Genomic DNA, 19,299 nt, shown 5'->3' with positions numbered 1-19,299 from the left:
CGGTCAGTGGATGAACAGGGGGAGTGACCACACCATCGCGATTAGGATAATGTCCTTGTACGAATCGTCCAGGAGAAGGGTCGATGCGAGGAAAAACGCTATCGTGGCGATAGCGAGGAAGACGAACAGGGGTATTCGCTTTTTCAACGTGGCGATGAATTTTTTGTTCTTCGGGTCTTCCATGTTTACGGATATAAATTAAATTTTTACAAAAAGTATGCCCAAAATTATCAAAAATTCTTAAAAAAGATGCTTGGCCTGTATATTCATGTCCCTTTTTGCAAGAAAATCTGCGATTATTGCGATTTTCACGCGTTTCCGGCTCCCGAATGGTTGAAGTTGGAATATTTGGACTTGGTATTGAGGGAGGTTTCCGCCTTCGCGGAAAGGCATCCGGGGGCATTTTCGGCGGTCGAGACGCTCTACGTGGGTGGCGGGACGCCTTCTGCGCTCTCGCCCGAGCAGATGACCCGCCTTTTCGGGATCCTTGCGGGCGCGGGGCTCGATTTTGGCTGCCTGAAGGAGGCGACTTTTGAGTTCAATCCGGAATCCTGCGACGCGGAAAGGCTGGCCGTGGCCCGGGAATGCGGTATCACGCGGGCGAGTCTCGGGCTCCAGAGCCTGCACCAGCGCCTGCTCGACCGGGTGGGGCGCTCCCACAGCGTAGAAACGGGCATGCGCGCGCTGGACCTGCTCCTTTCGGGCGGGAACCTGCGGGTGAACGCGGACCTCATGTTCGACCTGCCGGGGCAATCGCTGGACGACCTCCTGCAAGACGTGGAACGGCTCGCGGGTAGCGGAGTCGGGCACATCAGCCTCTACGGGCTCAAGGTCGACCCGGCGAAGCGCCTGGGAATCCGCGTTTCCAAGGGTCTCGAGACCATAGACGAGGACCTGTATGCGGAAATGTACCTGAAAAGCGTCGAATTGCTCGAAAAATGCGGCTTTTCGCGGTACGAGACGTCGAATTTCGCCCGCGCGGGCGAGGAAAGCCTGCACAACCTGAACTACTGGAACCGCGGGGAGTACCTGGCCTTCGGGCCGAGCGCCCACGGGTTCTACGGGGGAGTGCGGTTCTACGCCCCCGAAAAGTATGCAAGATGGCGCGAATATGTGAAAAACGGCTGCCCGAGGGAGGGGCTCACGCTCGATGCGCTCACTCCCGAGGATGTTGCCGCCGAATACGTGCAGCTCTCGTTACGTACAAAGTATGGAATGCGCCTTGACGGACTCAAGAAACTGGGATTTTCTGTTCCGGAAGAGGCCCTTTCGAGGTGGGTATCGGAGGGCTATGCCGAGCTTTCCGGGGGCGTTTTCCGCCTAGTCGGGCGGGGATGGCTATTTATGGATACGGTCGTGCTCGATGTTTATTCCAAGATGGAATAGAAACGCTCCTCCTGTCGCCCCATTTTCCTAAAAAAAAAGATACATTTAATAATGTATTATGGTCTATACGTGTCGTATTGTCCGTTTTTGAGGTTTTTATGCAGTTCCTGAATCGAAATATCGCGTGTTTGCTCCTGTGGTTGCTGTTGCTCCCGGCAGGGCTTTTGGCGCAAGAGACGGTGGACTGCATCGACTACTCGGGCAGTGAACCGGACCCGCGTTGCGTGTACCAGCGGCTCGAGGCGGGAGCTAAGGGTGTGGGCCTGTTCGTCGTCCCTGCCGACATGGACGCCATCCCGGCGAACGCAATTCCGAACAAGGACTTCTACGTCTATGCGCCCAAGGCGAATTCCGATTCCGTCAGCCTCACCCTCCAGAACGGCGGCGACAAGATTTCGCACATGAAGGTCGTGAACTCCGGCGAGACCGGCGTGCAGGGCGTCATCTTCGATGCGCTTTACCCCATCTACAACGTCGCGGTGGGTACCGCCCTCGAGAACGATGGCACGTACTCTATCGCCCGCGTGTACAACTACTACGTGCCCGGAGTGCAGTTTTGCGAGGATAGCAAGTGCGAAAAACCCATAAGCGACGTGACAAAAATTCAGCTTGAGGTGGGCGACTCGCTCGTGGTGTATGCCCGCGCCTTTATTCCGGTCGGCCCCGGCAAGAACCTGACCGATTCCACCCTCGAAAAGACCTTCTACATCAAGCCGCTCGAGTCGGCGCTCCGCTACTACAGCCTTTCCGGCGTGGAACTGCCCCTGCGCCCGTTCGGCTACCAGATTGATTTCCGCAACGGCCGTGCGGTGTTCGTCATCCACGCGACGAAGGCGGTGGTTGGCGACGATTCCCCGTTCACCATCAATTCCTATATCGACCTCACGGCGGAAGGCGACACGAACTTCATCGTGACGCAGGAATTCCCCGGCAACCTGCAGTTCGTGAACCCCGACATGCCTGTCCTGGATAGTGCGTTCATTTTCGATACCAACGGTGACGGCGCGGGCGACAGCATCGCCGCATACTTCTCGGGCCGCAAGGATTCCGTGGATATGGAAACGTTCTTCTACTCCTGGCCGGATGGTGGCAAGCTCGTGGAGCACGATGGCGAATGGGATTGGTCCAAGAAGACTGGCCTGCTTGAACTGACCAACGTGAAGTCGGATGTCCCGGAGGATTCCGGCAACGGCAAGCTGAGGGTCGACATGAAGTCGGTGAACACCGGGGCTTCCGCCAGCGCCGAGGGTACCATGATTGACAGGATTGGCCCGGTCATCCTGAAGGCGAACCTCATCAAGGGCGATGGCGCCACCGATACGCTCGAACTCTTCTACAACAAGCCTATCGACGAGTCGTGGAACGAAGGCAAGGGCTACATCCTGAACGGTACCCCGATTAACCTCGAGGCTATCAAGAAGGATGGCAAGCGCTGGGTGTTCGTGCTCGATACGGGCGTCGTGGATTTCGGCGATTCTATCAAGATTGCGACGACCTGTGCCGACAAGGCGTGCCCCGATGGCCTCGTGAAGGCGGCGGATGGTAACGAGACGGGCAAGAATAATCCTGCGGTTGTCGAGAACTCGGGCCGCATCTACGTAGATGACGAGAAGAACGCGTTCTTCGACCGCGACGGCGATGGCCGCATGGATAGCGCCTCGGTTGCGTTCGATATGCCGATTACGCGCGAGGACCTCGAGAAGATGGTCATACGCTACTACTGGCTCGATACGAACGGGCAGGTGATTGAAATCGTGCCCGATACGGACAAACTCACGCTTTCCGAAGACGGAACCCTCGTGGGCTTTGCGCTCAACCTCAAGAAGGACGAGTACGGCATTATGGAAAAACTCACCTCCATCGACCAGGATCGTTCCAGGACGGGCGAGGAATACGGCTACGTGTCGGTTACCTACTTCGAGACGGAGAAGGGCGAAAAGCAGGAGAAGACGATGAACCTCGCGATGCACGACCGCATGGCGCCTGTCATCTCGGGTACGTTCCTCAAGCCGGAATCCTACCAGAAGATGGCGTCGGACGTGTTCTTCATCGAGTTCTCCGAGGCGATTGACTACAAGAACGTGGAAGGTGTCGCTGATGCGTTCAAGTTCCACGTGGATGGCGAGTGGGTGAGCATCCCGTTTACGGGTGTCGTGTGGGCGCCCGATGGCAAGTCTGCCGAAATCCGCATGGAAAGCGGCACCCGCCTTGTGGAGCGCATGGACCCCGCCGATTCCGTGAGGTTCGATGCGTCGTGCCTGAGCTTCAAGGATAGCGAGGGCAACGGACTTTCGGGACTTGCTCCCGCAGTGATGGTCGAGGGTGACCCGCGCGTGATTACGCAGAACTACTCGTTTGCATCCAGGCAGAATATCGACGAGTCCGTGGACGAGGCGATTACCTTCGAGGTGGCTGACGGGCTTACCTCGGAAGAGGCCCACAAGGCGCTCGGCGTGCTCATGGACGTGAGCTTCGCGACTATCCTCAAGGAAGAAACTGATGACGTGGAGATGGACCTTTCGAAGATAGGCCTGGACTGGGAACTCTACGTGTACACGAACCTGGGAATGTTTGTCGCGAAGGCGTCGGAAAAAATCAAGTGCGACGACCGCGATATCTTTGATGGAAACTGTTTTGAAAACCCGCACCAGCTGTACCTGCGTTGGAACATGCGTGACAACAACGGAAGGCGCGTTGGCGTGGGTGCGTATGTCGCGCACATTAAGGTGCGTGTGTATGGTGCGAAGGAAAGTTTTAAAGTGGAAAGGTACTATAATTGGGGCATTACCGGATCCCGCAAGATTCGGTCCAAGGACTAGCGCCTTTCGGAGGTTAACACTATGAAAACGATAGTGAAGACATTACTAGCATTAGCGTTCGGCTGTGGCTTTGCCATGGCTCAAGGCACTATGGCGGCACCGGAAAACCCGGCGACCGGTATCTGGATTCAGCAGGTTGGCGATATTGTTCCTCATGCCTCCACTAAGGCAACCCTGTATTACACGAAGTATGCGAGTTATCAGAAAGACGCAGTGAAGAGCCTCCAGTACTACTACGATGGTGCGGGTTACCTACAACTGTTGCAGAAGGATACGCTTTGCGGTAAGGAAGACGGGATGAAAGGAGCCGATGGCATCGTGCACCATCCGGATGGCGACTTGCTCGTAGCGGCCCAGGGCCCGAACGTCCACAAGATTAGCAAGACTGCAAAAAAGGAAGGAACCAACGGTGGTAAGTGCCTCGTGAAGACATCGACCCCGGCGACAAGTACCGAGGGCTTTTGGCACTTGATGATGGACCCGAATCAGGAATGGCTCTGGGCGGCGGGCATTCCCGGCTACCTCTACAGGTTCTCGACCAAAATTGATTCGAACAACATTGCTGCAAGGAACTTCGCGGACAAGGGCTACAGGGTGGAACTTGTTCCTAAAAGTACAGACCGCGTGCAGCACCACAAACTGGCTACGCTTATATGGGATAAGGACGGCAATGCCTTCTTTACGTATTCCAACTATCTGGGCGGTGGCTGCGAGACGAATGCCAACACGGGAAACCCCTGTAGCGACAACCAGAAGAAATCTAATAGGGCGGGAGCCTATTTCGGTTACATCACCGATACGACCTGGACCAAGGTGACTGCGTCGAATAAGGATTCTATCGGTGGCGAAGTTAACGATTCCGTGATTACCAAGCTCGGTACGACAATCCTTATCGACTCGCTTGAAGGTGCACACGGTGGTACGTACGACCCGTATTCCGAAACGATTTTCGTGTTCGGCGGTTCGCGTATTGTGCAGATTAGGCCTTACAAGGAAGGTGGCAAGATGAAGGCCGAGGTTGTAGCCTTCATTGACCTGCGCCAGTACTTCTTCCAGGAAGATCTTAATCACTTGACGCTTCCGAGAACCAATGACGGAGGCTATGTGGGCTGGCGCCTTGACCAGGGTACGGTCGACGGCATGGGACACCTGTTTGTGGCGAGCAATACGGGCCACCTCGTGTTCGTGGACTACGCGGCGAACCCTGACAAGAAAATCAACGACAACGTGCTCGTTCACCTGCAGTGGATTGATAACTACCTCGATGACCTTGCCCCGCTTTCGGGTGCAGGTGTCGTGCGTACGGGCGCAAATACCGGTTCCGATGTCGAGGTCTCGAGCAGCAGCATCGGGTTCAGTTCTTCGCGCGTGGTGTACGAGGAATCCTCTTCCAGCGTGAATTCGAGCAGTTCCAGCAGGCCGGGAAGTTCTTCCGGTGGCAATCCTGGCACTAGTTCTTCGGGCAACAATCCGGGCACGAGTTCTTCCGGCGGCAATTCCGGTAGCAGCTCTTCCGGTGACAATCCGGGTACGAGTTCCTCCGGCGGCAACTCCGGTAGCAGCTCTTCTGGCGACAATCCGGGCACGAGTTCCTCCGGTGGCAACTCCGGCAGTAGCTCTTCCGGCGGCAATTCCGGCAGCAGTTCTTCTGGTGGCAACTCCGGTAACAGTTCTTCTGGCGACAATCCGGGCACGAGTTCCTCCGGTGGCAACTCCGGCAGCAGTTCTTCCGGCGGTAATTCTGGTAACAGTTCCTCGGGTGGTAACTCCGGCAGCAGTTCCTCCAATAAGGGCGGTTCCGAGGATATCAACTTCGGGTCCAGTTCTTCCCGCGTGTATGTCGGGTTCGAGGACTTCGATGTTTCTAGCAGTGGCGGCGGTATCGACTTCTACCCGTCCGACGACAAGTTCGAGAAGGGCGATTCCATCGTTACGACTGCAACGGTTCTCCTGCCGGTGGATTCCACGGCTGGTACGGGTATTATCAAGATTGGCGAGAACTACTACATGGAAGAAAACAACCCGGTTGCGCTCAATCTCGACCTGCACGTGAATTCCGGGCTTGACTCCGCCCAGGTGGGGCAGGTTGTCGCCCTTACGCTCGATCCGGATAAGGTGAAGGAATACTTTGGCGATGTGGACAGCCTCACGTTCGCGACAGCTTCGGGCCTTACGCTCATTGACCCCAAGAATCCGAACCCGAGCGATACCATCCGCGTGAATGCCGACGGTTCCGTTACTATCTGGGTGACCGCCGACAGTGTTGTGAATGGTGGTTCCATTATCGTGCACGACCCGGGGAGCGGTACGACTATTATTATAGACAACATAAACTTCTATGACCCGATTCCGGATGCCGAATTGGGCTACATCAAGGATACCGATGGCGACCAGGCGCTCGACTACGTTGAAATCGTCCTGAAGGATACCCTGATTTCCGAACTCGAGGTATCGTCGGTGGTTCTTGTGGTGAAGGGCGATACGCTCAAGCCCAAGAGCAAGCCAACCCTGAACGGAACCCGCGACCGCATCAGCATCGATGTGGCTGACCTCGACTTCCCGGAAAAGTTCCCCGAAGACGCCTATGCGGTCATTACCTACAAGAACATCCACGACGATGTCGCGTATACGCGCGATGCCTACATTATCGAAGTCGGTAGCCGCGTCATCAAGGATGCGTTCGCCATCCGCGACGTGCACGGCAAGGATTCGCTCTTTATCGAGTTCAATATCGACCTTATCCCGAGGGACCTCGCTACGCCCGAGATGCTCGTGCTCCTGAAGCAGGAAGGCAAGCGTTACGGGTTCAACCTGGACCAGATCACCAATATCTATATGCCGACCAGGAACATGGTGATTCTCGTGGGCGAGAACATGGGCCTGAAGGGTGACAAGCGCGATAGCGTGTCTCTGCATCCGAGCGTGCAGTTCAACAACCTCAAGTATCTCACGTCCGACGAGTACGAACGCGAGGTGCCCATAACGGTCATTGACCGCCTGCCCTCTGTGGTGGACGTGGAGTACAGGGATACCGATGGCGATGGCGTGCTGGACCAGATAGTGACCAACTTCAGCGGCCCCCTGACCGAAACCGAGAAGAACATGCTGTATGCGACATACCCGTGGTACAGCGAGCGCGGGCTCATGATCCAGCTGCAGGCCCAGCCCGCCGACCTCAAGTTCGACGGCAAGGATTCTACCCGCGTGGTCTGGAACGTGGTCTCGACGACCCCGATTGCGAAGGGCGTCACGAGCATCAGCGAATCGCTCCCGCAGGCGACTATCTACACGTACTACGACGTGCTCGGGCAGACGTTTGTGAACGAGGAATCCGCCCCGCTGGTTGACAAGATGTCGCCGGTAGTTTCTGCGGTTACCCTCAGTTACGGCAAGAAGGCGGATACGCTCATCGTTTATTTCTCCGAGGTCATCAAGTACAAGGACCTGAAGGGTGACGACTTCTTCAGCTACATCCACGGCAAGGATACCATCGATATCAACCCGAAGGGGCTCGACTGGGCTGCCGATGGCCTGAGCGTGAAGATTATCGTCGACGGCGGCGCCTCTACGATTCTCCCGGGCGACTCGCTCATGGTGGTGCATGGCGAAAAGAGTGTTATCGAGGATAACTACGGTAACGTTGCGGGCGATGACCCGAGCCCCGTGGTGATTGCGGGCCTCCTGAACCACCTGGTGGAAGCGACCAATATGGGTACCTTCGACGGCGAAGATGAAGTGCTGCAGACCTTGAGTTCCGTGAACCTGCGCTACATGCCGAGTTCTACGACCAAGGAAGACATGGAGAAGGAGGGCGCCCTCGGGCAGCTCGTGCAACTGGGCGAGCGGTTCGTGCCGCAACTCCTTGACCGCGCGCAGATCTCTGCCGATGGAACGGTGGACCCGTCCGTGCTCGATTCTCTTGACCCGGAGAAGGTGTTCATCACGTTCGTCGTGAACTACTATGACCACCTGGGACAGTACGTGAACGACACGACCATCCTGGTGCCCTGTAACAGCCCGAAGTTCGGCGGAAACTGCCTTGTCTCCGACCAGAAGCTCTTCGTGAACTGGAACTTCAAGGACCATCGCGGCCGCTTCGTGGGTACCGGCGTTTACACGGTGCAGTTCAAGATGGTTGTCCGTTACGAAAAGAAGAAGATCGAAGAAGAAATCAAGGATAAGTGGGGCGTTCGCCGCAAGAAACACAAGAAATAAGTCCTTGCAGTATTGCTATGCTTGCGTCATACGCAGTATGCAATCATGCGTCATACCGCAGTCCCGCGTAGCGGGACAAGAGTATCTAAAAATATGGCTCCGCACAACCGTGCGGAGCCTTTTAAATGCTGGTCTAGATCCTAGCGCCTTCTTTCAGTCATCTCTTTTTTGAGGATGTCCATGACGGCGCCGAGGTCTGCCGGAGCCTTGAACACGGGGTTCGCGAACTTGGAGCAGATGTTTTCGAGCTTCTTTTCGTGGTAGCCGACCTTGAATTCGGTGAACTTGAGGCCGTGTGCCGTGCTGATGACGACCACGTTTTCTTCCTTGTCGATCTTGCCTGCGGCAACGAGCTTTTCGAGGGCGCCGAGGGCGACACCCGTGTGCGGGCAGCAGTAGAGACCGATGCGGTCGCCGCGGTGGGCGGCGTTCGCGAGTTCTTCTTCAGTGACGCTTACGACCATGCCGTTCGTCTTCTGGATGGCGCGCACGGCCTTCGGGTAGCTGACCGGGTTGCCGATCTGGATGGCGGAGGCAAGCGTCTTCTTCGCCTGCATCGGGACGAGCTTGTCGAAGCCGCGTTCGTAAGCCTGGTAGAACGGGTTGGCGTTCTCGGCCTGCGCGACGATGATGCGCGGAATGCGGTCGATGAGGCCCATAGCCTTGCAGTCTTCGAAACCCTTGGCCAAAGCGCTCACGTTGCCCAGGTTTCCGCCCGGGATAATCACGGTGTCGGGCACCTTCCAGCCCATTTCCTGGCAGATTTCCGGAGAAATTGTTTTCTGGCCTTCCACGCGGAGGCTGTTCATGGAGTTCGCGAGGTAAATGCGGTTGTCGGCGGTCACCTGCTGCACAATCTTCATGCAACCGTCAAAGTCGGTGTCGAGGGCGAGCACGATGCTGCCGTTAGAGATCGGCTGGATCAGCTGGGCGACGCTGGTCTTCCCGGCGGGGAGGAATACGATGCTCGGGATGCCGGCCTTTGCGCAGTAGGCGCTCAAAGCTGCGGAGGTGTCGCCGGTAGAGGCGCAGGCCACGGCGTCGATTTCGTGAATTTTCTTCTTGATGATGTGGTTCACCTGGCTCACGAGAACCGTCATGCCGAGGTCCTTGAAGCTACCGGTGTGGGAGTTGCCGCAAAGTTTCACCTTGAGGCTCTTGATGCCCATTTCCTTGGCGAGCGGGGCCGCGTCAAAGAGCGGGCTCCAGCCTTCGCGCATCGTCACAATGTCTTCGAGCGGCATGTCGGGGAGCACCATTTCGCGCTTGCTCCAGATGCCGCTCATGTCGGCCGGTTCGAAGCTCATGCGGCGTTCGGCAAAGAGCTTCTTCCATTCGTCGGGGCTCTTGCTGGCAAGGGCTGCACGGTCGTGTTCGACTTCCAAAAGGCTGCCGTCCACCTTGCTCCTGTAAATGACGTCGGTCAGCGGGTAGGTGTCGTCCCCGTTGATGTTCCTGAAATGCGCGTTGAATTGGGCCATAATGTCCTCTTGATTTTCGGGGACAAATATAGTAAAAAGGGGCAAATTTTCTATATTATAGGGCGAATTTTAGACTAGATTCGGAGAACCGAGTGAAAAAGAGAAAATTTGTTCTATTGTCCTTTTTGGCTGTAATGGCGTTAACGCTGTCGGCGTGCCTGTTCGATTCCGAGGATACGGCGCTCAGCGGCTGGCTTAGAGACCAGGGCCTGCCCGATAGCTACAAGGTCCAGACTGTTACTATAGAAGACCTGACTCCGGTGTCGGCGGAGGCGTTTGCGGGCAGGACCGTTTTCCCTGCGTACGACAGGACAATCTTCGGCACGCAGGCGGGGCTCACGCACGACCTCGTTCTCGATATCGCGTTCAGGGATTCTGCATTTATTGATTCTCTGTCCAAATCGGATTCCGCGGCGGCGTTCGTTACCCTGTTCGTGCTCAATCCGTTCTATTCTGCGAAGTACTTCCCGGCCGATTCTCTCCCGTACAAGGAAACGCTCGACCTGAAGGTGGAATGGAAACTCGATGTGGGCAAGGGCAAACCTAAGGCTTTTGTCGATAGCATCAAGGACATCTCGGATTCCGCCTGGCGTGAAAGCCTCATGGAATGGGAGGCGGACAATTCCGCCGATACCACGTATGAACTTTCCATTGATGCAAAGGATTCCCTCGTGAAGATTCCCATGCCTTCTGCGCTGGTCGAGGACTTGAAGAAATCGGGCTCCGCGACGCACCTGCAGTTGCGCCTTTCCGCTCCGGAATCCAAGCGAGCCTACCGTATCTACGGTACGGGGACTGGGCTGCCACCCTTCATGCGTGTGAAGACGTTCTCCGATACCACCTACAAGAACTTTGTCGCTTTCCGTATGAGTGAAGTTGTTACATACAATGATACCTGCGACGGATGCCTGTTGCTGCATGGCGGCGTGCTCGATTCCATCGTGGTGGAGTACCCTGTCGATAAGGTTCTCGAGGCGCTCTCGGACTTTTACGGCGATGCCTTCCCCTTCGACGAGGGTGACGGCAACGACGTGCGCCAGGCGGTGGTGCTTGCGCAGATAACCTTCCCGCGAGACGATTCCGAGGGCATAAACGAACTGGGACTGCCCATCCAGGTTGTGGTGGGCACGTTTATCGATAGCCTGGGCACGGAAGTCCGCAAGATGGAAGAATACAGGCTGAACCGCAAGATGATTGTGGAATCTGGTCACCCGAACATCGTGTTCTTCGATGGAGATTCGCTCTCGTTGCAGGTGACCTACGGCATGCGCGACGTTATCAACCAGGCAAAGAGCGGGCGCAATCTCAAGATGATGGTGCGCCTCGGCTACCCGACGCTCCAGGCGAAGGATTCCGCCTACGTGGACTACGCCTTCAAGGATTCGACGACAGGCAAGACGGATACGTCGTATGTGTTCTTTAGCCATTTCGATTACGCCCGGTACGACTTCGGTACATCGTTCAGCAAGCCGGCAACGCTCAAGCTCTGGCTTGCTACCAAGCGCGGGGGTGAAGAATGAAAAAGATTCTAGGATTGATTGTTTGCCTTGCCGTGTTTACGCAGGCGTCGATGATTGGTCTCGATGCACTCGGTGAAGAACAGACTGTGGGTGGTTCCGTCGCTGCGGCAGGCCGCGGTTTTGCCGGCGGTGCAAAGACGGGTGAATCCGAAGGGCTTTCCGTCACGAACCCGGCACGCATGGCCTTCGATACCAAGGTCGTGTTCAACCTGAACTTCTTGCTGGACCTCTATACTGCAGAAGCTCACGGCAAAAGCTACTTCACGAAGAACATCGCCATGCCCTCGTTCAACCTCTCGTTCCCGATGGGCGATTTTGGCGCGTTCGGCGTGTCCCTTTGGCAACACTATTCTTCCGTTATCCGCGAGGAGATTTCCGATTCCGCATTATCTGCCAACGCGAAGATTGAATACAACGGAAGCGTCTACGAGATTGTGCCGACATACGCGGTGCGTCTCCCGTACCTCCGCAATGTTTCTCTGGGTGCGTCCATGCATATCGTGATGGGGAGCATGAAGCGCAGCCTTACGCTTGGCCCGAACAAGGAATCCGTCGCTGAAGAAGACCTGTGGGCCACCAACAACAGGGAAATTACGGACTACGTGGAAGGCTCGTGGGAAGTTGAGCATCACCCCGGCTACTACACCGGCTCCGTGCAGTATCGCGGTCGTCAGTCCTCGTTCTACTTCTCGTACACGACGGGCTATACGCTTTTGAACGAACTGGAATACAACTTCCGGTTCTCGGAAATTGATACGCTTGTGCCGAGCGAGATTGACCGTCGCATCGAGGTTCCCGCCATGTTTGCGACCGGTGTCAACTACCGCCTTGCCAAGAGGCACAACGTGATGGCCGACTTGCAGTGGCGCGCCTGGGACAAGGACATCGATAACGTGGGGCATAGCTACGACATGCGGAGCGTGACCAAGACGCAGAACGACTTTGTCGCATCCGTAGGTTACCAGCGCGATGGCAGTGGGCTGTACTACGACCCGTTCTGGGACAGGATTACCTACCGTGCAGGCGCATGGTACAAGAACTGGTACATCGAGGACGTTTACGAGGTGGGCGGTTCCATTGGTGCGAACTTCCCGCTGGGCAGGAAGGGTATCGCCGTGGACCTCGCGCTCCAGGGCGGCAAGCGCTTCTCTGAATCCGAGGGCAACTGGGATGAAGTGTTCCTGGGAATCCGTCTCGGCTTGATGGGTATCGGCAGCTGGGGACAGTCCCGCAGGTAGATTTTCGAAGGAGGCTAGTAATGGCTACGAAAAAAACAGCAAAGACTAAGGCCACCAAGAAGGTGGTGGAAAAGGCCGTCAAGGAAACGACCTCCAAGATAACGAAGGCGGTGAAGACTGCCGCCAAGGAAGCCGAAAAGGTGGTAGAAAAGGTCGCGACGAAGACCGCTACGGCAAAGAGTGCCGCAAAGACTGCGGTAAAGACCGTCGCGAAGACCGCCACGCAGACTGCGGCGAAACCCGTTGCAAAGATTGCCGCGAAGGTGACGGCGAAGGCTTCTGCGAAGTCTGCTCCGAAGGCATCGGAACAGACCGATGTGGTGCTGAAATCTACCGCAAGGAAATCTGCAAAGTCGGTGAAGGTCGCCGCTCCGAAGGCCGCCGCGAAGCCCGTGACGAAGACTGCCAGCATGGCGCAGAACTTCGACCCCGAATACCTCGTGCTCATGCAGAAGGACCCGAACTGGATGCAGGCCTTCTGGGAAGTTTCCGAGGACCGTATCAAGCGCGCCAAGAAGGGCAAGGGCAAGCTGGTGCTCCGCCTGTTCGATATTTCGGACGACCTCACCGTGAAGCGCAGCAAGAAGCGCAAGTTCCACGACGTGGTGGTGCCCGCCGATGCCCGCAGCTGGTATGTGGAAAACAAGGCTACCTCCAATACGGTGGCCGTGCTCGGCTTTGCCGAAGGCAAGAACTTTATGCCGCTCGTGGAATCCGTCCCGGTGCAGGCCTACTCTCCGGAAGGTTCCCAGGTGAACGTGGACGACGTGTTCGTGAAGGCGTCCCTCGGCGGCGCCGCCATGGGCGGTTTCGGCAGTTCGGGACTTTCGAGCATGTCTGCGAAGAACTGGCTCGAAAACGCACTCGGCACGCTTTCCAGCTCCTCGGGTTCCATGTTCTCGGGTGCACTTTCCAGCGCCGCCCTCAAGAGCAACAAGCTTGAATTCCCGAAGGATTCCGTGAACTACGGGAAGGATTTCTTCCTGTGGGTCAAGACCCGCTTGATCGTTTACGGTGGAACCCGCCCGGATGCACACCTCCAGGTGCGCGGCGAGCCGTTCCCGCTGAACCCGGATGGCACCTTCAGCTTTGAAGAGGACCTGCCGGATTCTACGAAGATTATCCCGGTGTTCGCAACCGACAAGGATGGCGACTTCCCGACAACGATCGTGCCCATTGTGGTGAAGCGCACGGAGTAGGCTGGCCTGCTCTAAACCCACGAGGGCTAATTGTCCGCGCCCGGTAAAATACACCTGCTGCTGCACGCGCACCTGCCTTTTGTGCGCGAGCCTGAATATGACCGGTTCTTGGAAGAGAACTGGTTTTTCGAGGCTATGGCGGAAACATACCTGCCGCTAATCCAGATGCTCCGCCGCCTGCAGGAGAAGGGCGTGCCGGGAACGCTCAACCTGAGCGTTTCCTCTGCGCTCCTCGCGATGCTTACCGACAGTTTGTTGCTCGAAAAGTTCACGCGCCATCTGCACATGCAGATGGAACTTATCGGGAAGGAACGCGAGCGCGCCCGCGGGAACGATGACATTGCGACTGTGGTGGATTTTTACTACCGGAGACAGGTTGCGCTTATTGACACGTGGGAGCGCGACTGCGGTTGCGAGATTGTGCCCGCGTTAAAACAGCTCGAGGAATGCGGCAAGCTCAACCTCCTTACCTGCGTGGGGACCCACCCGTTCTTGCCGGCGTACCAGTCCGACGTGCAGGCGATTCGCCTGCAGCTGGGCGTTACCGTGCGTGCATTTGAAGAAGCCTTCGGGCGCAGGCCCAGCGGGCTTTGGCTCCCCGAGTGCGGGTACTTCGAAGGTCTTGACCGCCTTCTCGCCGAATTCGGGTTCAAGTACTTCTTCCTCGAGACCCACGGCGTGCTTTTGGCAAAGCCCGCACCCAAATACGGAGTATTTGCGCCAATAAAGACCCCTGCGGGGCTTTATTGCATGGGCCGCGAGCAGGCGAGTTCCATGGAAGTATGGAGCCGCAAGACTGGCTACCCGGGGCACCCCGAGTACCGCGAGTTCTTCAAGGATATCGCAAATGAACGCGACCGTGGCTACCTGGGCGATTACTTCATGGCGGGCGATACACCCATCGAGACCGGCCTCAAGTACTACCGCATTACCGGGAGCGAGGACAAGCAGATTTACCGCCCGTGGAACGCGATGCGCCTGGTCGAGGACCACGCGCGACTCTTCGTAGCGAACCGCGAGGCGACCGTCACCGAACTCCTTCCGAACATGGAAGGCAACAAGGTCTCCATCCTGTGCCCCTACGATGCGGAACTCTTTGGGCACTGGTGGTTCGAGGGCCCGCTGTTTATCGAGAAGATGTTCGAGCGCGCCGCCGCATCCAATACGGTAGAGATGGCCTCTCTCGAGACCACGATGTATTCCTCCTGCGACGAGGCGGTACATAGCCCGATATTCTCCTCATGGGGCGAGGGAGGTTTCGGTGAAGTCTGGATGAACGACGAGGTGAGTCACGCGTACCCGCTATTCTTCCGCATGCGCGGCATGATGGAAGAGTTCCGCCGCGCGCTCGTTGCCCGCGAGAAGAAGGGCAAGACCGCGCAGACCCGGCTGTATCGCAGGTATTACGCGCAAATGGCCCGCGAGCTCCTGCTGTTCCAGGCCTCCGACTGGGCGTTTATGATTCACAACAAGTCTGCGGCCGACTACGCGCGCTTCCGCGAGAACACGCACTACAGGAACGTGTGCGCCCTCTACGCCGCCGCGATGACCGGACTCGCGATGGGTCGCAAAAAGCCCGATACGTCGCTCCTCGTAAAACTCGAGAATCAGGACAATATCTTCCCCTGGATCGGGGAATTGCTCTAAAATAGGACTAAACGCCCTGTTTTTGAGCGATTAGTCCTATCGAAGAGGCTTTTTTGCTCCAGTTTTTTACTCAACTCGCCAAAATTCTTTACTGAGATAGGACTAAATCACTTTTTTTAGGCATTTAGTCCTATGATTTAGTGTTTTTGCGCTTCAAAGATAGGACTAAGCCGGCTTTTTTTCTTGATTTGGTCCTATTTTTTTGCCGATACCGTCATTTAGACTTCTAGTACGTGACGATAAACTTTTCAGTCTTCCCGCGGGAGCCTGCACGGAAGCGGTACACGCCCGGCTTCATCGAACTCTTTACGTTGTCTTCGTTGATGCAGTGCGTCGTCTTTTCGTAGGGTTCGCGCAGCACCAGGTCCCCGCGGGCGTTACGAATTTCGATAAACTTCTTGGATTCCGGTAGCGGAGTAAAGCAGAGCGAGCCGTTGCCGCGCCAGGGCATGGGGAAGGCGCGAAGCGTGGAATCCATTACCATTTCGGGAATGCGTTTCGGATTGTCGAAACTGCTGAACACCCACATGATGGAATCGGCGAAGAAGGCGTCCTTGATGATGGAATCCACCGAGGCCGTGTTCTTGATTTCCCTGATGCCGATCTTTTCGCCGTTGAACACAAGCGCCGTAGCCTTGCCTTTGTATTCGTCAAGGTCCGGGGTGCCGCCCAGGTAGAAGTCGAGTGAGTAGAGTGGAATGTTGGGCGTGAACTTGTCTTGACCTTCGCTCCCGTCAATAAACGTCGAACGCTTTGCAGTCGCCGGAGCCCATCTTGGCTGGTCTTCGTGAATCCAGCGTGCATTGCTTACTGCGTTCGCGTTCTTTCCGGAGAGCGCTGCCGACGTCGCGAAGTCGTGGAATAGCGAATCGCCGTCCAAGCCCCGCTTTTCAAGAATCTTCTTGAGATTTTCCTTGAAGGGCGCATTCGGTTTGGTTTCGAAAAGTTCCCAGATTTCCTTGTCGAAGTGCTTGTCCACGTGGTTGTACAGGTACAGGTAGAGAATTACGAGACCATACTCGTACTCGATAGCGTCTATCGCAGTTCCGCCGTAGTTGAAGAACCTGCTGACGTACAGGAAGTAGTCGTCGATATCGGGGGCTCCGACTTCCTCGTTTCCGGCAGCGGAAGCCTCTATCCAGTAAGTCCAGTGATTGAACAGGTCCATGTACTGCAACTGCACGGCGTGGAACATCTCGTGGTATATGGTGACCTGGATGCCCTTGGCGAACTCCTTGTTGTAGGAGTACTGGTAGGCTGTGCTGTTTTGCTCTACGGTTGAGGTGGGGTAGGTGCAGGTCTTTTCGTCCCGCTCGATTGAACTTGTGGCGGTCGCGTTTTCCGGCACGTACTTGAAATCGTTGTCGATGATTATTTCGGACTTGTGGTAATCCTTGGGGCTCGGGTATGTCACTCCGTAGCAACCGTTGCAGGCGTCTGCCTTGAGCACGCTTCTCGGGTCGCGGAGAAAGTCTATTTCGGCAACTTCGACGGGGTAGAGCCCGACCTTCACGGGCATCTGGTAGTGACTCGTGGTGTCGATGCCCTGCGGTGCGCGCATTTTCATGGTTTTCGTGTGGAACGTCAGCGCATTTTCGAGCGTTACGGCGAGCGAGTCTACAAATTCGGGCCTGGTTGCGTGCGGGCCTATACCCAGCGTGTAGAATATCTGGAAGTGTTCCGTTTCGCGGGTATAGACGCTGTCGTAGTATTCGCGTGCATCGCAGTTCCTGAATCGGAGTGCTGCGGCGGGGTGCAATACGGATTTTTGCCTGCTGTTCTGGTGCGCGTAGGCCATGCCGCATTTTTGCGCCTGTGCGGGCGCAATCGCTGTAGCAAGGATTGTCACGGTCAAAAGTAGAACTTTGTATATGGAGGGGAGGGAACTAGCGTGCATTCTCTAGAACCTCCTTTGCCATTAAGACAACGTTGTCTGGAACTTCAAGCGCCTTCTGGTGGCGCGGCTTGATGGTGGCGTCCACGATGAGCGGGGCGTCTATCGCCCAGTGTTTCTGCACAAAGCGCTCGTTTAGCCCGTAGATGTCTTGCGCGGGGTCGGAACGCGTGAACGTTAGCCACAGGAAATCGTCCAGGCTTTTTTGCGTGTTGCCCCCGATGGTGGAGGTGTCGTTCACGATACTCACCCACGGGTAGTTTTCGTGGAATTCCCAACTTGCGAGGGCGTCGCGGAGCTGCGCGATGTTTTCGGGAGCGGGGTGGGCGCCGTTTTCGCCCGGATTGTCCGCGTCGCCGTTTAATTCGGTGGTGCGCTCGGCGGCACTTGAACCGCCGTTCCACTGCACGGCGAGCACGCCCTTCATCGCGATTTGAGCGTTGCTGAAGCCCACGGGCAGCTTGAGCCCGTCAAGGTCGCCCGCGCATTCGCGCAGTTCCCTGCGCTTGATGCCTGCCGCGGCAATCACGAGCTTGGAACCGTGATTGAGTCGCGTTCCCGTGTAGTCGAGCGTGTCGATGAAGGTGGAGGTCTGGAAGTGCAAGTCTCGCGCGAAGTCTGCGCGCTCGAGCACGTGCGCGAAGAATGCCGGAACGTCGCGGGCATCCAGTGGCTTGCGGGCATCTTCCTTCGCGGCCACCATCAGGTACTTCGCGAGCGACACCTGGTTGAATCCGAGCAGCGCGTTGGCCGTCTTCAGGAGCTCGAGAGGCTCGCGTTCCTCGGGCCTGATGTAGGGTATAAAGTTTTCCTTCGCGACGGCGAGACACAGCGGGTGCACTCCCGACGCATCGACCGCGTGGACTGCCTCTACGCCCGGGAGCGACGAGGGGACCATCGGCCGGGTAATGTCGTGTATGAACTCGCCGAAAATCGTGTCTTCTTTCGGGGGCCTGCCTACGGAGGTAAACGGGTAAATCGCGTTCTTCTTGCAGAGTACCTTCTTCACTTTCAGGTAGGGGAAGAGGTGCTTGCCGGAATAGTAGCCCACGTGGTCGCCGAATGGCCCCTCGGGCTTGAGCTCGGGAGCGACCTCTCCTAGGATGCAGAAGTCCGCATCGCTCGAGACGATGTAACCCTCGTGCATAAAGTAGCGGAAGCGCCTCCCGCCGAGCATTCCGGCGAAGGTGAGTTCCGAGAGGTCTTCGGGCATGGGCATCACCGCGGCGACGGTATGTGCGGGAGGCCCGCCCAGGAACACGCTCACCTTGAGCGCGCGGCCTTCTTCGATGGCCTTCCGGTGGTGCCTTGCGATGTCGCGGTTAATCTGGTAGTGGATGCCGCATTCGTCGGGGGCAAAGTCGTTCCCCGCAATCTGCACGCGATACATGCCGAGGTTTGCGGTGAGAATCTTCGCGCCGTCACTCGGGAGCGTCGCCACCTGCGGGAGCGTGAGGAACGGCCCGCCGTCTTCGGGCCAGCCTACGATTTGCGGGAGGTCGGCGAGCGTGCATTCCTCGAAGTCGCGGATACTGCCCGAACACCTGGGGAGTGAACGGATGCCCGCTTTTGCCGCGCGTAACAACGTGGCGGGGCCCGCATGCCTAAAGAATTCTGCGGGGTTCGACTTGAACAGGACCGCGGTCCTTGTGCTTTCGAGCGTGTCGCGGAACAAGAAATCCATGCGTTCGCGCGTACCGAAGATGTTGCATGCGGCGCGGAACCTGCTCCCCTTTACCTTCTCGAAAAGCAGTGCCGGCCCCTTGCTGTCGAATGCCTGCCGTGCAATTTCGGCCATTTCCAGGTACGGGTCCACCTCTTCGCGGATACGCCTGAGCATGCCTGCCTTTTCCAGGTCAAGCAGCGCTTGTTCCAGTGAGGAATACATGGCGGAACCCCC

At 56.8% G+C, this 19,299-nt stretch carries 11 protein-coding genes; 7 read left to right on the top strand and 4 right to left on the bottom strand.

The window, feature by feature from the left end; translation table 11 throughout:
- Nucleotides 1–3: 3 nt before the first annotated feature.
- The gene (locus tag BUA44_RS04050) at nt 4–183 is read right to left on the bottom strand and encodes a hypothetical protein (protein WP_072808828.1); all 180 of its coding nucleotides are present in this window, start codon (nt 181–183) and stop codon (nt 4–6) included.
- Between the two features lie 66 nt (nt 184–249).
- On the opposite strand from BUA44_RS04050, the gene hemW reads away from it, so the two are divergent.
- The 3 genes from hemW to BUA44_RS15245 all read left to right on the top strand — a co-directional run bounded on the left by hemW (nt 250) and on the right by BUA44_RS15245 (nt 8,420).
- Nucleotides 250–1,386, top strand: a complete 1,137-nt coding sequence (gene hemW / locus BUA44_RS04045) for a radical SAM family heme chaperone HemW (RefSeq protein WP_072808826.1) — start codon at nt 250–252, stop codon at nt 1,384–1,386.
- Nucleotides 1,387–1,484: 98 nt separating this feature from the next.
- Nucleotides 1,485–4,205 (top strand): hypothetical protein, encoded by a 2,721-nt coding sequence (locus BUA44_RS04040; protein ID WP_143151857.1) that lies wholly within the window; start codon nt 1,485–1,487, stop codon nt 4,203–4,205.
- A 21-nt stretch (nt 4,206–4,226) separates the two neighbouring features.
- Entirely contained in the window at nt 4,227–8,420 is a 4,194-nt protein-coding gene (locus BUA44_RS15245; protein ID WP_143151856.1) for a hypothetical protein, read from the top strand.
- 140 nt (nt 8,421–8,560) lie between these two features.
- Here BUA44_RS15245 and thrC read toward each other — a convergent pair whose 3' ends face one another.
- Nucleotides 8,561–9,901 carry a threonine synthase gene (gene thrC, locus BUA44_RS04030; protein WP_072808820.1) on the bottom strand — a complete coding sequence of 447 codons (1,341 nt, stop codon included), beginning with the start codon at nt 9,899–9,901 and terminating at the stop codon, nt 8,561–8,563.
- 134 nt (nt 9,902–10,035) lie between these two features.
- Here thrC and BUA44_RS04025 point away from each other — a divergent pair, with 134 nt between their 5' ends.
- From BUA44_RS04025 to BUA44_RS04010, 4 genes are read left to right on the top strand one after another with little or no spacing between them, the layout of a single operon-like run.
- Nucleotides 10,036–11,421, top strand: a complete 1,386-nt coding sequence (locus BUA44_RS04025; protein ID WP_083579461.1) for a hypothetical protein — start codon at nt 10,036–10,038, stop codon at nt 11,419–11,421.
- On the top strand, nt 11,418–12,659 hold the full coding sequence (locus BUA44_RS04020) for a porin family protein (protein WP_072808816.1): 1,242 nt from the start codon (nt 11,418–11,420) through the stop codon (nt 12,657–12,659). Before BUA44_RS04025 ends, BUA44_RS04020 begins: the two co-directional genes overlap by 4 nt.
- Nucleotides 12,660–12,679: 20 nt before the next feature.
- On the top strand, nt 12,680–13,858 hold the full coding sequence (locus BUA44_RS04015) for a DUF4912 domain-containing protein (RefSeq protein WP_072808814.1): 1,179 nt from the start codon (nt 12,680–12,682) through the stop codon (nt 13,856–13,858).
- Between the two features lie 30 nt (nt 13,859–13,888).
- Nucleotides 13,889–15,505, top strand: a complete 1,617-nt coding sequence (locus tag BUA44_RS04010) for a glycoside hydrolase family 57 protein (RefSeq protein WP_072808812.1) — start codon at nt 13,889–13,891, stop codon at nt 15,503–15,505.
- Between the two features lie 226 nt (nt 15,506–15,731).
- Here BUA44_RS04010 and BUA44_RS04005 read toward each other — a convergent pair whose 3' ends face one another.
- Nucleotides 15,732–17,402 (bottom strand): hypothetical protein, encoded by a 1,671-nt coding sequence (locus BUA44_RS04005; protein ID WP_143151855.1) that lies wholly within the window; start codon nt 17,400–17,402, stop codon nt 15,732–15,734.
- Nucleotides 17,392–19,287 (bottom strand): UbiD family decarboxylase, encoded by a 1,896-nt coding sequence (locus BUA44_RS04000; RefSeq protein WP_072808808.1) that lies wholly within the window; start codon nt 19,285–19,287, stop codon nt 17,392–17,394. The genes BUA44_RS04005 and BUA44_RS04000 overlap by 11 nt, the downstream gene beginning before the upstream one ends.
- Between the last annotated feature and the right edge of the window lie 12 nt (nt 19,288–19,299).

The organism is Fibrobacter sp. UWR3 (assembly GCF_900143055.1).
Lineage (GTDB): Bacteria > Fibrobacterota > Fibrobacteria > Fibrobacterales > Fibrobacteraceae > Fibrobacter.
Note: the sequence above shows the minus strand (reverse complement) of the source record. Positions and strands in the feature narration are given on the sequence as shown.

What these genes read in the sequence shown, in the direction of transcription:
- BUA44_RS04050 (WP_072808828.1), bottom strand. Translation starts at nt 183, where the DNA reads ATGGAAGACCCGAAGAACAAAAAATTCATCGCCACGTTGAAAAAGCGA.
- hemW (WP_072808826.1), top strand. Translation starts at nt 250, where the DNA reads ATGCTTGGCCTGTATATTCATGTCCCTTTTTGCAAGAAAATCTGCGAT.
- BUA44_RS04040 (WP_143151857.1), top strand. Translation starts at nt 1,485, where the DNA reads ATGCAGTTCCTGAATCGAAATATCGCGTGTTTGCTCCTGTGGTTGCTG.
- BUA44_RS15245 (WP_143151856.1), top strand. Translation starts at nt 4,227, where the DNA reads ATGAAAACGATAGTGAAGACATTACTAGCATTAGCGTTCGGCTGTGGC.
- thrC (WP_072808820.1), bottom strand. Translation starts at nt 9,901, where the DNA reads ATGGCCCAATTCAACGCGCATTTCAGGAACATCAACGGGGACGACACC.
- BUA44_RS04025 (WP_083579461.1), top strand. Translation starts at nt 10,036, where the DNA reads ATGGCGTTAACGCTGTCGGCGTGCCTGTTCGATTCCGAGGATACGGCG.
- BUA44_RS04020 (WP_072808816.1), top strand. Translation starts at nt 11,418, where the DNA reads ATGAAAAAGATTCTAGGATTGATTGTTTGCCTTGCCGTGTTTACGCAG.
- BUA44_RS04015 (WP_072808814.1), top strand. Translation starts at nt 12,680, where the DNA reads ATGGCTACGAAAAAAACAGCAAAGACTAAGGCCACCAAGAAGGTGGTG.
- BUA44_RS04005 (WP_143151855.1), bottom strand. Translation starts at nt 17,402, where the DNA reads ATGCACGCTAGTTCCCTCCCCTCCATATACAAAGTTCTACTTTTGACC.
- BUA44_RS04000 (WP_072808808.1), bottom strand. Translation starts at nt 19,287, where the DNA reads ATGTATTCCTCACTGGAACAAGCGCTGCTTGACCTGGAAAAGGCAGGC.